Origin of the sequence: Streptomyces sp. NPDC059248 (assembly GCF_042753905.1) — a bacterium.
GTDB lineage: Bacteria > Actinomycetota > Actinomycetes > Streptomycetales > Streptomycetaceae > Streptomyces.
The window spans coordinates 79,333-91,245 of the sequence record NZ_JBHYZV010000028.1; the positions used below are offsets into that span (position 1 = coordinate 79,333).

Annotated in this window: 12 protein-coding genes and 1 pseudogene; 10 read left to right on the forward strand and 3 right to left on the reverse strand. The window is 72.4% G+C overall.

Translation table 11 applies throughout. The features are described 5' to 3' along the window. Nucleotides 1-49: 49 nt before the first annotated feature. The 3 genes and pseudogenes from ACFXG1_RS14755 to ACFXG1_RS14765 form a co-directional block, all read left to right on the forward strand. Nucleotides 50-736, forward strand: a pseudogene (locus ACFXG1_RS14755) (hypothetical protein); the annotation flags it as partial. A gap of 1 nt (nucleotide 737) precedes the next feature. After that, nucleotides 738-1,436 (forward strand): DUF4166 domain-containing protein, encoded by a 699-nt coding sequence (locus tag ACFXG1_RS14760; RefSeq protein WP_384718004.1) that lies wholly within the window; start codon nucleotides 738-740, stop codon nucleotides 1,434-1,436. Continuing rightward, nucleotides 1,433-2,065 carry a TetR/AcrR family transcriptional regulator gene (locus tag ACFXG1_RS14765; RefSeq protein WP_384718006.1) on the forward strand — a complete coding sequence of 211 codons (633 nt, stop codon included), beginning with the start codon at nucleotides 1,433-1,435 and terminating at the stop codon, nucleotides 2,063-2,065. Before ACFXG1_RS14760 ends, ACFXG1_RS14765 begins: the two co-directional genes overlap by 4 nt. A gap of 46 nt (nucleotides 2,066-2,111) precedes the next feature. Here the strand turns inward: ACFXG1_RS14765 and ACFXG1_RS14770 are convergent, their stop codons facing one another. Together ACFXG1_RS14770 and ACFXG1_RS14775 are read right to left on the reverse strand one after the other, a co-directional pair. After that, nucleotides 2,112-3,191: a DUF6745 domain-containing protein gene (locus ACFXG1_RS14770; RefSeq protein WP_384718008.1), complete on the reverse strand. Its 1,080-nt coding sequence runs from the start codon at nucleotides 3,189-3,191 to the stop codon at nucleotides 2,112-2,114. A 154-nt stretch (nucleotides 3,192-3,345) separates the two neighbouring features. Next, a complete protein-coding gene (locus tag ACFXG1_RS14775; protein ID WP_384718010.1) occupies nucleotides 3,346-3,672 on the reverse strand; it encodes a hypothetical protein in 327 nt (108 codons plus the stop codon). A 212-nt stretch (nucleotides 3,673-3,884) separates the two neighbouring features. On the opposite strand from ACFXG1_RS14775, the gene ACFXG1_RS14780 reads away from it, so the two are divergent. The 7 genes from ACFXG1_RS14780 (at nucleotide 3,885) to ACFXG1_RS14810 (ending at nucleotide 10,891) form a co-directional block, all read left to right on the forward strand. Then, entirely contained in the window at nucleotides 3,885-4,832 is a 948-nt protein-coding gene (locus tag ACFXG1_RS14780) for an STM4015 family protein (protein ID WP_384718012.1), read from the forward strand. A gap of 4 nt (nucleotides 4,833-4,836) precedes the next feature. After that, nucleotides 4,837-6,069, forward strand: a complete 1,233-nt coding sequence (locus ACFXG1_RS14785; RefSeq protein WP_384742660.1) for an STM4014 family protein — start codon at nucleotides 4,837-4,839, stop codon at nucleotides 6,067-6,069. 106 nt (nucleotides 6,070-6,175) lie between these two features. Further along, nucleotides 6,176-7,021: an STM4013/SEN3800 family hydrolase gene (locus ACFXG1_RS14790; RefSeq protein ID WP_384722755.1), complete on the forward strand. Its 846-nt coding sequence runs from the start codon at nucleotides 6,176-6,178 to the stop codon at nucleotides 7,019-7,021. Then, entirely contained in the window at nucleotides 7,018-8,373 is a 1,356-nt protein-coding gene (locus ACFXG1_RS14795; RefSeq protein WP_384742663.1) for an STM4012 family radical SAM protein, read from the forward strand. Before ACFXG1_RS14790 ends, ACFXG1_RS14795 begins: the two co-directional genes overlap by 4 nt. A gap of 10 nt (nucleotides 8,374-8,383) precedes the next feature. Further along, nucleotides 8,384-9,253, forward strand: a complete 870-nt coding sequence (locus ACFXG1_RS14800) for an STM4011 family radical SAM protein (RefSeq protein ID WP_384720959.1) — start codon at nucleotides 8,384-8,386, stop codon at nucleotides 9,251-9,253. Between the two features lie 392 nt (nucleotides 9,254-9,645). After that, nucleotides 9,646-10,050: a tyrosinase cofactor gene (locus ACFXG1_RS14805; RefSeq protein ID WP_384742667.1), complete on the forward strand. Its 405-nt coding sequence runs from the start codon at nucleotides 9,646-9,648 to the stop codon at nucleotides 10,048-10,050. Nucleotides 10,051-10,066: 16 nt separating this feature from the next. Continuing rightward, nucleotides 10,067-10,891, forward strand: coding sequence for a tyrosinase family protein (locus tag ACFXG1_RS14810; protein WP_384720965.1), 825 nt, complete (start codon nucleotides 10,067-10,069; stop codon nucleotides 10,889-10,891). A gap of 105 nt (nucleotides 10,892-10,996) precedes the next feature. On the opposite strand, the gene ACFXG1_RS14815 is transcribed toward ACFXG1_RS14810, so the two are convergent. Next, complete coding sequence (locus tag ACFXG1_RS14815; protein WP_384742670.1) at nucleotides 10,997-11,797, reverse strand: SGNH/GDSL hydrolase family protein; 801 nt, start codon at nucleotides 11,795-11,797, stop codon at nucleotides 10,997-10,999. Nucleotides 11,798-11,913: the final 116 nt, after the last annotated feature.

Here is an 11,913-nt window from a genome sequence, read left to right on the forward strand (position 1 = left end):
GTCCTTTTGAGCAGTCGCTCAAAAGATGCCGCGGCGAGGGGGAACGGTCATGGGCCTCTACATCGAGACACTGATCCGGACCGATATGGAAACGCTCTGGGAGCGCACCCAGGAGCCGGATCAGCACCGGCGCTGGGACGCGCGGTTCACCGAGATCGACCTTCTGCCCGGCGTCCCGGACACCCCCCGGCGATTCCGGTACGCCACCCGGCTGCTGCCCCTCCTCACCGTGAGCGGTACCGGTGTGAGCGCCGGTGAGCGGCGACGGCCCGACGGCGGACGGGTGTCGGCGCTGCGGTTCGCGTCCCGCCACCCGCTCTCCCCGATCCGGGAGGGCAGCGGGTACTGGCGCTACATCCCGGCACCGGACGGGATCCGCTTCCTCACCGGCTACGACTACCGGCCTCCCGGGGGCCGGTTCGGCGCGGCCGTCGACCGGCTGGTGGTCCGGCCACTGCTCGGCTGGGCCACCGCCTGGTCCTTCGACCGGCTCCGGATCTGGTGCGAGCGGGGCACAGGACCCGGGCGCGCGCTGGCGCACACCGTCGCCGACGTCCTCGCCCGGGTCGGCGCCGTCGCGCTCACGGCCGCGGTCGCCGGGCCCTTCGCCCTGCCTGCCGTCGTCGCCGCCGTCATCCTGCTGCCGCCGCTGCCCGGCACCCCGGCGGCCCGCCGCTGTCTCCGCACACCGCGCGACCCGGCCCGTAAGCCCGCCCTGCTCACCGCATTGGAACGCCATGACCTCGATCTTCCGCGCCGCCATGGGCGACGACGCCTTCGACCGGCTCCATCCCGCACTGCGCCGCCGCTTCTCCGTCGGTCTCACCGGGGGCGAGGCCTGTACCGGCCGGGGTGTGATGGACCGGATCTGGCACGGTGACTCCCCACTCGCCGCACCCCTGCTGAAACCCTTCCTCGCCTTGGGCGCGAGCCGTCACATCCTGCTGCCCCGCGCCGGGCGCCTGATCCCGTTCGTCATCGAGAACGTGCCGTACCGCGATTCCTTCGGCCGTGAGACCGTCACCTTCGTCCGCACCTTCGCCTTCCCCGGCGGGCCCCGGCGCTTCGACGCGACGATGGTCCTCGACCCGCGCGGCGACCGGGTCCTCGACTATCTCGGCACCCATCAGCACCTCGCCTCCGAACTCCATCCGAGCGTCGAGCCCGACGGATCCCTGCTGATCCGTTCGGGGATACACCGGTTCCGCGAGGGGCCGGTGGACGTCCGGGTGCCGGAACTGATCGGCGGCGACGCCGAGGTACGGGAGTCGTACGACGACGCCACGGGCCGCTTCCGGATCCGGGTCCGGGTGACCAACCGGCGGTTCGGGCCGCTCTTCGGCTACGAGGGGTCGTTCACCGCCACCTACCGGGACATAGGCTCGTGCGGGGTGCGCGCCGGACTGCGCCCGGTACGCGAGGAGATACGGGCGTGAGCCAGGAGACCAGGCTGAAGCTGCTCGAAGGGGCCCTGCGCACCCTCACGGAACACGGCATCGCCAAGGCGTCGGCCCGGAACATCGCCGCCGCCGCGGGGGTCAACCAGGCGCTGGTCTTCTACCACTTCGGTTCGGTGGACGATCTGCTGGCGGAGGCGTGCCGCCACGGCGCCCGGGAGCGCGTCGAGCGCTACCGGCCGCGGCTGGAGTCCGTCGGCTCCCTCGCCGAGCTGCTGGCCTTCGGCCGCGAGATGCACCGGGAGGAGCGGGAGAACGGCAGTGTCACCGCCCTCGCCCAGCTGCTCGCCGGGGCCCAGACCCAGCCCCGGCTCGGTCCCGCGACCACGGCCGGTCTTGAACTGTGGATAGCGGAGATCGAGAAGGTGCTCGTACGGGTCCTGCGGGACACCCCGCTCGGCGAGTTCACCGACCCGCCCGGGCTGGCCCGGGCGGTCTCCGCCGCCTTCATCGGCCTGGAGCTGTACGAGGGCGTCGACCCCGACGGCGCGGGCCGGGCCCTCGACGCGCTGGAGCGGCTCGGGGAACTGGCCGCCGTCCTCGACGAGCTGGGCCCGCTGGGCCAGCGCGCGGTACGCCACCGGCTCCGGCGGCACACCTCCGGCTGACGCCCGGCCCGCCCGGCGGCGGCGGGCCGTGTCCCGATCCCGTGCCTCAGGTCTGGCGCAGCGGCACGTACTCCCCCTCCTCCAGACCGAAGGTCCAGGCCACGCCCGCCTTGGCGGTGGAGGTGCCGGGTGGCACCCGCAGCCAGTACGTTTTGGTGGTGCCGTCCGGCTCGGGGGTGCTGTTGAGCACCTCGACCATGACCACGTCCTCGTCACCCGTCATCGGGATCCGCCAGAGCGTGCCGGTCTCGTCCCGGTGCACGGGCTCGGCGCCCGACTCGGCGAGATAGCGGTCGTACCCGTAGAACTCCAGCATCACGCGGCGCAGTTCGGCGTTCTCCTCGTCCCGTATCCGGGCCGGGTCGAGCGACGTCAGCTCGTCGAGGAAGGCGGCGGGCACCGGCATACCGCGCCAGGCGTGCAGGGCGAAGCCGTCGGGGAAGAGCAGGGCGGGGCCCGCGCCGTGGTCGAGCCGCCCGGCCTCGTCGCGATGGAGTTCGACGGGGCGCTCGCAGATCACCACGGCGTTCTCGTACGGCCACCACCAGCCGGCGGCGACGGCGATGTCCGCGAGGGGCCGGAGCCGGTCGCTGCGGCCGTCGAAGGCGGCGAGCCAGGCGGCGTCGTGCTGCCCGAGGACCGCGTCGAGGAGCACCTGGCGCAGTTCGGTCTCCAGATCGCGGGCCGCCTGCTCGGGGGTGATCGCGTCGCCGTCGCCGTCCCGGTCGGCGAGGACGGCCTGTGCCACGAGCTGTTCCAGCACTCCGGCCCGGATGCGATCGGCGAGGGCCCGGGTGGTGTCCCAGAGCCGGGCGCCCGTCGCGCTCCACAGCTCGGTCCAGCCCCCGGGGCCCAGTTCGCCGTGGACCCGGCGGCGCTCGTCCGCCCAGGGGCGGGTGCGGACCCGGTCCCGGACGGAGGGACCGGGCTCGGCGCCGATGGTCCGCAACAGGGTCACCGCCTCCCGCGGCGATCCCACCCAGATGATCCGCTCGGGCGCGGTCAGCCCGGCTTCGCGGTAGGCCCGGCGCACGCCGTCCTCGGCCGCGGCCCGGTCCGCCGGTCCGGTCGCCGCCGCGACCGCCCGCCACTTGCCCATGGTGTCGACGTCCTCGACCTGAAGCATCGGTCTCTCCCCGCCCCTGTCGCCCGGCCCTGGCCCGGGACTCTCGTTGGTTCCGCTGTTTCCGAACTGCTGTCGTGCTGTGATGCCGTCTCGCTGTCGTGCTGTCGTGCTGTGTCCCGTGTGTCGTGGTGTGCCGTCGTGCCGTGCCGCGCGGTCAGTCCGCGACGATGCGCACCGAGCCCGGCAGATATTCGCGCTGCCGGATCACCCGGTACCAGCCGCGGGGGAGGTCGATGGCGGCGTGCTCCTCGTGGACGACCTTTCCGCCCTTGGGCAGATGGAGCACGAGCGGACCGAAAGGACCCGGCTCCCGGACCAGCCGGCCGGCTCCGAGCACGGCGTGGGCGTGGCCCGTGACCTCGCCCAGCGCGAGCACCATCCGCCCGCGGGAGTCCCGCGGTTCGGCCGGGGCGTCGCCGAGATGCCCCGGAACGGCCTCCTCGGCGACGGGCGCGATCAGTACGTCTCCCTGCCGGAACATGGCTCTCCCCTCGTCGTTCGGCGCCGACTGCGGCGAACTGGGAGAAACGCTAAGGGGAGGGTCTGACAATCGGCCCCGGTCCCGGATCCGCCCGGGGGACCGAAGGACGGTGGTCCCACCCCGGGTCGAACGGTTGTCAGTGGGGCTTGGTAGAACTTCTCCCCATCGAACCGATCACCCGATCGACCACCCTCGGTGTCTGGAGTTCTTCCATGAGCGATTTGCAGGAGTTGTACGGCCTGCCCGTCTTCGACTTCCCCGACACGGGCACCGAGGTCGAACTGCCGCCGACCGAGTCGGTGGCCTGGCGGATCGCCGTGGAGAGCTACGAAAGCGAGGTGGCGTGGGAGGCGGAGTTCGCCCGGTTCCTGACCGTGGTCGACCCGTCCCTCGTCCGCGCCCTGATCGTCGGCGCCTGGTCGGACGCGTACGAGAACGGTCCTGAGCCGGCCGTGGAGGCGCTCGTCGGCGCCGCCGGCCGGTTCCCGACGCTGCGGTCGCTCTTCGTCGGCGACATCTCGTCCGACGAGTGCGAGATCTCGTGGATCAACCAAGGGTCGCTCTCACCCCTGCTGAAGGCGTTCCCGGGTCTTGAGGAGTTCGGGGCGCGCGGCGGTCAGGAGCTGCGGATCGAGCCCGTCCGGCACGAGCGGCTGCGGACGCTGCTGATCGAGACCGGTGGCCTCGACGTCCAGGTGGTACGGGACGTCGCCGCCTCGGACTTCCCGGCGCTGGAGGTGCTCGACCTCTGGCTGGGGACGTCCGGGTACGGGGCGACGTCCGCGGTGGAGGACCTGGAACCGTTCCTGACCGGGGTCCGGCTGCCGAAGCTGCGGCATCTGGCCCTGCGCAACAGCGATTTGCAGGACCAGATCGCGGCGGCGGTGGCGGGCGCGCCCGTGGTCGCCCGGCTGGAGGTGCTCGATCTGTCGATGGGCACCCTCAGCGACGAAGGCGCCCAGGCGCTGCTGGAGGGGCAGCCGCTGACGCACCTGAAGAAGCTCGACCTCAACCACCACTATCTGTCCAAGACCATGGCGGAGCGGCTGCGTGCCGCCCTGGAGGGCGCGGGCGTGGAGGTGGATCTCGAGGACGCCCTGTTCGACGAGTGGGACCAGGACGGCGACTGGGACGACCGCTACGTCTCCGTGGGCGAATGACGCCATGAACGCGACGACGTCCGCCCGGCCGCCCCGGCTCGCGGTGGTCGCCCACGCGGAGAGCCGCCGGGCGGACCTCTTCGCGGCGGCGGCCGCGGCCGCCGGACTGCCGCCGGTGCGGGTGGTGCCCTGGATCCTGGTCCTGCGCGGCGTGGCGGAGTTCCGCCCTGGCGAGTGGGTGCGGATCGACTCGCCGGGCGAGGACCGGGGGGTGGACTGGCTGCTGCGCGGCGGTGACGATCCGGCCCGGGTGGAGGGGTCGGGCCGCTGGTACGGGCGGTTCGTCGCCGCGGCGCGCGAGGTGTCGGCGGCCGTGGCGGCGGCCGGCGGCGTATCGCTGGACGATCCGGCGGAGCTGGCCGTCCTGTTCGACAAGCGGCTCTGCCACGGGTTGCTGCGGGCGGCGGGGGTGCCGGTGCCCGAGTCCCCGACGTCGGGGACTCAGGCGCCGCCGGTCCGCGGCTGGGACGACGTCCGGGCCCTGGCCCGGGACGCCGGTATGGACCGGGTGTTCGTGAAGCTCGCGCACGGCTCGTCGGCCTCGGGAGTACTCGCGGTCCAGACGGCGGGCGGGGGCAGGATCCGGGCTACGACGTCCGTCGAGCGCGACGAGCGGGGCCGCCTCTTCAACTCGCTCCGGGTGCGGCACTACACCGACGAGGCCGAGGTGGCCGCGATCGTGGACACCCTGGCGCCGGACGGGCTGCATATCGAGCGGTGGCTGCCGAAGGCGTCGCAGGACCGGCGGAGCGCCGATCTGCGGGTGGTCGTCACCGAGGGCCGGGCCACCCACGCGGTGTTGCGGACCAGCCGCTCCCCCATGACCAATCTCCATCTGGGCGGGGCCCGCGGCGATCTGGCGGCGGCCCGGTCGGCGATCGAACGCGCGGGCGGCGACTGGGGCGGGGCGCTGGCGATCTGCGAGCGGGCTGCGGCCCTCTTCCCCTCGGCGCTCCGGGTCGGTGTCGACCTGCTGCCGCTGCGTGGCTGGCGCCGGTTCGCCGTCGGGGAGGTGAACGCCTTCGGGGATCTGCTGCCGGGCCTCATGGGGCTGCCGGGCGGCGGCGCCGAAGGGCTCGACACCTATGGGGCGCAGATCGCCGCCGTACGGGCACGGGCCGCGCGCGCCGTCCCGGCGGGAACCGCCCGTACCGGACCGCCGTCGGCGGCGGTCGCACCACCGAGCACAGCACCGAGCACAGCACCGAGAGCGGGGAACGAACGTGCCACAGGCTGACTCCGCCGGCTTCACCGACACGGCCGCGGCCACCGGACCGCTCCCGCCGGCCGTTCCGGCCGTCCCGGCCGGGGAGCCCGGTTCCGGCGGGTCCGGGGAGCCGGATATGAACGAGGTCGTCGGGCGGGACGATCTGCTGTTGGTGACCCTCGACACCCTGCGGTACGACGTGGCCGAGGAGTTGGCGGCGGCGGGCCGGATCCCGCATCTGGCCCGGTATCTGCCCGGGGGCCGCTGGGAGCGCCGGCACGCGCCCGGCAGCTTCACCTACGCCTCCCACCAGGCGATGTTCGCCGGGTTCCTGCCCACTCCCGCGGTCCCGGGTCCGCATCCCCGGCTCTTCGCCGCCCGTTTCGCGGGCAGTGAGACGACAGCCGGGGGCACCTATGTCTTCGACACACCCGATCTGGTGTCGGGGCTGGCCGCCGCGGGTTACCGCACGGTGTGCGTGGGCGGGGTCGGGTTCTTCAACCGTCAGGGGCCGCTGGGTTCCGTCCTGCCCGGTCTGTTCCAGGAGAGCCACTGGGAGCCGGAGTTCGGGGTGGCGTCCCCGACGTCCTTCGCGTCGCAGGTCGACCGGGTCGAGGAGATCGTCGCCGGGCTCCCCCGCGCCCGGCGCCTCTTCCTCTTTGTCAACGTCCCGTCGCTGCACCAGCCGAACTGGTTCCATCTGCCGGGCGCCACCCGGGAGGCCGGAGACTCCCGCGCCACCCACGCGGCGGCCCTCGAGTACGTCGACCGGCACATCGGGCGGCTGTTCGCCGCCGCCGCGAGCCGCCGCCGCTGCTTCGCGATCGTCTGCTCCGACCACGGCACCACCTACGGCGACGACGGGTACACGGGGCACCGGCTGGGTCACGAGGCCGTGTGGACCGTGCCGTACGCCCACTTCTTCCTGGAGCCCCCGGCCCGCCCGGCCGCTCTCCCCGCCCCGCTGGAGACCGCCGTATGACCACCGAACCGCCCGAGCGCCCCCGTCCGTACCTGCATTACGTCTACGCGTATCCGCACAAGACGGCCTACCGTCCGCTGGGCGACGACCGCCCCGGTCTCGGGGCCCTGTGGGCGGGGGAACGCAAGGACGCCCTCTCCCTCTACCTCCACATACCGTTCTGCGAGATCCGCTGCGGTTTCTGCAATCTCTTCACCCGGATCGGCGCGCCCGACGAGCTGACGACCCGCTATCTCGACGCCCTCGACCGGCAGGCGACGGCGGTCCGGGACGCGCTCGGCGACGACGGTCCCGTCCGGTTCGCCGCCGCGGCGTTCGGCGGCGGCACCCCGACCTTCCTGACCGCCGACGAGCTGGAGCGGCTCTGCGACATCGCCGAGAAGCGGATGGGCGCCGATCTCACGGCGATACCGCTCTCGGTGGAGTCCTCGCCGTCGACGGCCACCGCCGACCGGCTCGCGGTACTCGCCGCCCGGGGCACGACCCGGCTGAGCGTCGGGGTGCAGAGCTTCGTCGCCGAGGAGGCCAGGGCCGCGGTCCGCCCCCAGCGGACCGCGGAGGTCGAGGCGGCGCTGGGCCGGATCCGGGACAGCCGGATCCCCGTCCTCAATATCGATCTGATCTACGGCATCGGCGGCCAGACCGCCCGCAGCTGGCGCTACTCCCTCGACGCGGCCCTCGCCTGGCGCCCGGAGGAGCTGTATCTGTATCCGCTGTACGTCCGGCCGCTCACCGGTCTCGACCGGCGGGCCCGGGAGAGCGACCGGGAGTGGGACGCCCGGCGTCTTGCGCTCTACCGGCAGGGGCGGGACCATCTCCTCACCCACGGCTACGAGCAGGTGTCGATGCGGATGTTCCGGCGCACCGACGCCCCGGGCGCGGGTGCGGCGCGCGGCCCCGACGACTACGCCTGCCAGACGGACGGCATGATCGGCCTGGGCTGCGGCGCCCGTTCCTACACCTCCCGGCTGCACTACTCCTTCGACTACGCGGTGGGCGCGTCCGAGGTGCGGGGCATCATCGACGACTACACCCGCACCGAGGACTTCGGCCGGGCCGAGGTCGGTTTCGCGATGGACCCGCGGGAGTCCCGCAGACGCCATCTGCTCCAGTCGCTGCTGCAGGCCCGGGGCCTGGCCGTGGCGGAGTACCGGGAGCGCTTCGGCCGTGATCCGGGGGACGACTTCGGTCCCGAGCTGGCCCGGTTCACGGCCCTCGGCTGGCTGGACCCGGCCGCGCCCGGGGGGCTGCTGCGGCTGAGCCCCGAGGGGCTCGCGCACTCGGACGCGCTGGGCCCCGAGCTGTTCTCCCCCGCGGTACGGGCCCGGATGACCGCGTACGAGCCGAAGTGAGTCCGCCGATATGGATCTGACCCTGCTGTACCGGGGGCCGCTGGCCTCCTGCGACTACGACTGTCCTTACTGCCCGTTCGCCAAGCGCCGGGACACCCCGGAGCTGCTACGGGCCGACCGGGCCGCGCTGGAACGTTTCTCCACCTGGGCGGCCGAACAGACCGGGGACCGGCTCTCGGTCCTCTTCACCCCCTGGGGCGAGGGCCTCGTCCGGTCCTGGTACCGGCGGACCCTGGTGGAGCTGTCCCGGCTGCCGCACATCCGCCGGGTGGCGATCCAGACCAATCTCAGCTGCCGTACGGAGTGGCTGGCCGACGCCGACCCCGCGAAACTCGCGCTCTGGTGCACGTACCACCCCGGCGAGACGCCGTACGACCGCTTCCTCGCCAAGGCGGGCGAACTGGCGGACCGGGGCATCCGGTTCAGTGTGGGGATCGTGGGCCTGCCCGAGCACCAGGAGCACGCCCTGCGGCTGCGCGCCGATCTGCCGGAGCGGGTCTATCTGTGGGTGAACGCGGCGGAGGGCCGGACCTACGAGGACGCCGAGGCCGACGCGTGGACGGCGATCGACCCGCTGTTCCCGTACAGCCGCCGTCCGCACCGCTCGGCGGGACTGCCCTGCCGTACGGGCGAGTCGGTGATCTCCGTCGACGGCGACGGGACGGTCCGGCGCTGTCATTTCGTCCGCGCCGAGCTGGGCAATCTCTACGACGGCTCCTACCGCGCGGCGCTGCGCCCCCGGGCCTGCCCGCTGGCGGTCTGCGACTGCCATATCGGCTATGTCCATCTGGAAACGCTGCCGCTGTACGACGTCTTCGCCGGTGGCGTCCTGGAGCGGATCCCGGCAGCGGGCGGCATCGCCGGCAGCGGCATCGGATGACCCGGGGCCGGGATCAGGCCCGCCGGGACATCCACCACCCACCACCCGGCCGAAAAATCCGATAAGCCAGACATCGCATATTAAGACGTTCCGTGATTTCCGGCCATGTTCCGATCATGGACCGGGCGCCCGGCGACCCGGCCTCACCGCAAGATCTTCACGAATGTGACGCCGCTACGGAGAAATCTTCATCCCCGCCGGTCGCCCCACCCGCCGCCGGAAGCCGGGAAACACCCGCTGCAACGCGATGGCCTGCGAAGACATGACCCAATGGCAGCCAACCGGGAGATGCGCACTTCTGCGATCTTCACAGCCCGGGTAGTCATGGCCGCGGCGGTCCCGGAACACCCCGGGGGGCCGCCCTCCACTCAGCCACCGGAGGTCCTTTCGTCATGTCCAGATTCACTCGCCGCCAGGTCATCGGCGCCGCGGCAGGCGCCGCCGCCGGTACGGCGCTCGTCGGCGTCGCGACCGCGAACGCCGACAGCTCGCCGGGCAAGCACACCGCGCACACCCCCGCCGCCGCCGACGGGCCCGCGCCCTTCGACGAGGTCTTCCACGGCCGCCGTATCCAGGGGCTGCCCGCCGAGGGCCACGCCGCCCGCTCCCACTCCGGCCACGGCACCTTCACCGTGCTCATAGACGGCCGCGAACTCCATGTCATGGAGCACGGCAAGTTCGGCTGGAGCAGCGCCGTCAACCACTACTCCCGGTTCCCGACCCCGCTCGAGGCAGCGCGGACCGCGGTCGACACCTTGAAGGGCGCCCACCTCGTGCCTTTCAACCCCACCGTCTGAGCCGGGAGCCCGCGATATGACCGTACGGAAGAACCAGGCGAACCTCACGGCCGCCGAGAAGAAGAAGTTCACCGACGCCGTGCTGGAGGTGAAGCGGATCGGCGTGTACGACCAGTTCGTCGAGGCCCACCGGCTCCGCTTCGCCCTCGACATGAACACCATGATCTACGTGGGCCACTTCGGCCCTTCGTTCCTGCCGTGGCACCGCAAGTACCTCATCGACTTCGAGAACGAGCTCCAGAAGATCGACCCGTCCGTGTCGATCCCCTACTGGGACTGGACGGCCGACAACACGCCCACCTCGTCGCTGTGGGCGCCGGACTTCCTCGGCGGCACCGGACGCGCCCTCGACCAGCAGGTCATGGACGGCCCCTTCGCCTACTCCGGGGGCAAGTGGAACATCACCGTCGGGGTCGATACCGGGGTCTTCCTCAAGCGCGACCTCGGCTCCTGGGTACCGACCCTGCCGCCCCGGTCCGATGTCGACGCGGCCCTGGCCCTGACCACGTACGACTCGGCGCCGTTCGCCAGCGGTTCGGCCGGCTTCCGCTCCCGGCTGGAGGGCTCGGACGGCTATCGGGCCATGCACAACCGAGTCCACACCTGGGTCTGGGGACACATGGAGGGCGCCACCTCCCCGAACGACCCGGTGTTCTGGCTGCACCACTCGTTCGTCGACAAGCTCTGGGCCGACTGGCACGCGCTCCACCCGACCAGCGCCGAGTACCTGCCCAACGGGAACACGCCCGATGTGATCGACCTCAACGACAACATGCCGCCGTGGACCAACACCACGCCGCAGAGCCTGCTGGACCACACCCAGTGGTACACGTACGCCTGACCGGTGAACCGCACGGCCGGATGACCGGGCGACCGGATAGCCGAATAGCCGAATGACCGGGTCCGCGGGCCCGCCCCCGCAACGGGCGGGCCCGCGGCCCCGGGGTCACAGCGGCAGCAGATCGGGGCGCTTCGCCGCCACATGGTCTCCGGAGCTCTCGCCGCGCAGCCGGCGGCCGATCCACGGCACCAGATACTCACGGGCCCACTGGATGTCGTCGCGCCGCACCTCCAGCGTGCCCCGGACCGGGACCGGCGGCCACGGCTGGTCGGGGTCGGCGGGCACATCGAGCCCCAGGACCTGGGCCGCCCGCAGGGCGATCCGGGTATGCCCCTCCGGCGACAGATGCAGCCGGTCGGCGTCCCAGGCCCGGCGGTCCTGCACCGACCGGAGCGACCACAGGTCGAGCACCGGGCAGTCGTACCGGTCGGCGATGGCCCGGACATGGGCCGTATATGTGGCGATCTTCCCGCGCAGATGGCGGAGTACCGGCACGTCGCGGGTGTCGAACCCGGTGGTGACCAGCACCGTGCCGACGGCCCCGGCCAGTTCGGCGACGGCCCGTTCGAACCGTTCCGCCACATCGTCCGGGTCGCTGCCCGGACGGATGATGTCATTGCCCCCGGCGCAGAACGACACCAGGTCCGGGGCGAGTTCCTTCGCCCTCGGCACCTGCTCCTCGACGATCTGGTCGAGCAGCCGGCCGCGCACGGCGAGATTGGCGTACCGGAAGGTGTGTTCCGGTCTGCGGTCGGCGAGCAGGACCGCGAACCGGTCCGCCCATCCGACGTACGTCCCACCGGGTCCGGGGTCTCCCACGCCCTCGGTGAAACTGTCACCGATCGCCGCGTACGACCCGATCCCGCCGGTCATCGCTGTTCTCGAATCGTCTGCCACGGCAACCATCCTCTCCCCGCGGATGTGACCTACGCGACCGTAGGGAGGGGTTGACGGGCCGTGATCTATCACACCGTGATCGCGCGATCGGGCGGGAATACGACGCGTCCCCCGCGACACCGGAG

Coding starts and splice junctions, on each gene's coding strand:
- ACFXG1_RS14785 (WP_384742660.1), top strand. CDS start 4,837: ATGAACGCGACGACGTCCGCCCGGCCGCCCCGGCTCGCGGTGGTCGCC.
- ACFXG1_RS14770 (WP_384718008.1), bottom strand. CDS start 3,191: ATGCTTCAGGTCGAGGACGTCGACACCATGGGCAAGTGGCGGGCGGTC.
- ACFXG1_RS14760 (WP_384718004.1), top strand. CDS start 738: ATGACCTCGATCTTCCGCGCCGCCATGGGCGACGACGCCTTCGACCGG.
- ACFXG1_RS14775 (WP_384718010.1), bottom strand. CDS start 3,672: ATGTTCCGGCAGGGAGACGTACTGATCGCGCCCGTCGCCGAGGAGGCC.
- ACFXG1_RS14815 (WP_384742670.1), bottom strand. CDS start 11,797: ATGGTTGCCGTGGCAGACGATTCGAGAACAGCGATGACCGGCGGGATC.
- ACFXG1_RS14780 (WP_384718012.1), top strand. CDS start 3,885: ATGAGCGATTTGCAGGAGTTGTACGGCCTGCCCGTCTTCGACTTCCCC.
- ACFXG1_RS14800 (WP_384720959.1), top strand. CDS start 8,384: ATGGATCTGACCCTGCTGTACCGGGGGCCGCTGGCCTCCTGCGACTAC.
- ACFXG1_RS14790 (WP_384722755.1), top strand. CDS start 6,176: ATGAACGAGGTCGTCGGGCGGGACGATCTGCTGTTGGTGACCCTCGAC.
- ACFXG1_RS14805 (WP_384742667.1), top strand. CDS start 9,646: ATGTCCAGATTCACTCGCCGCCAGGTCATCGGCGCCGCGGCAGGCGCC.
- ACFXG1_RS14810 (WP_384720965.1), top strand. CDS start 10,067: ATGACCGTACGGAAGAACCAGGCGAACCTCACGGCCGCCGAGAAGAAG.
- ACFXG1_RS14795 (WP_384742663.1), top strand. CDS start 7,018: ATGACCACCGAACCGCCCGAGCGCCCCCGTCCGTACCTGCATTACGTC.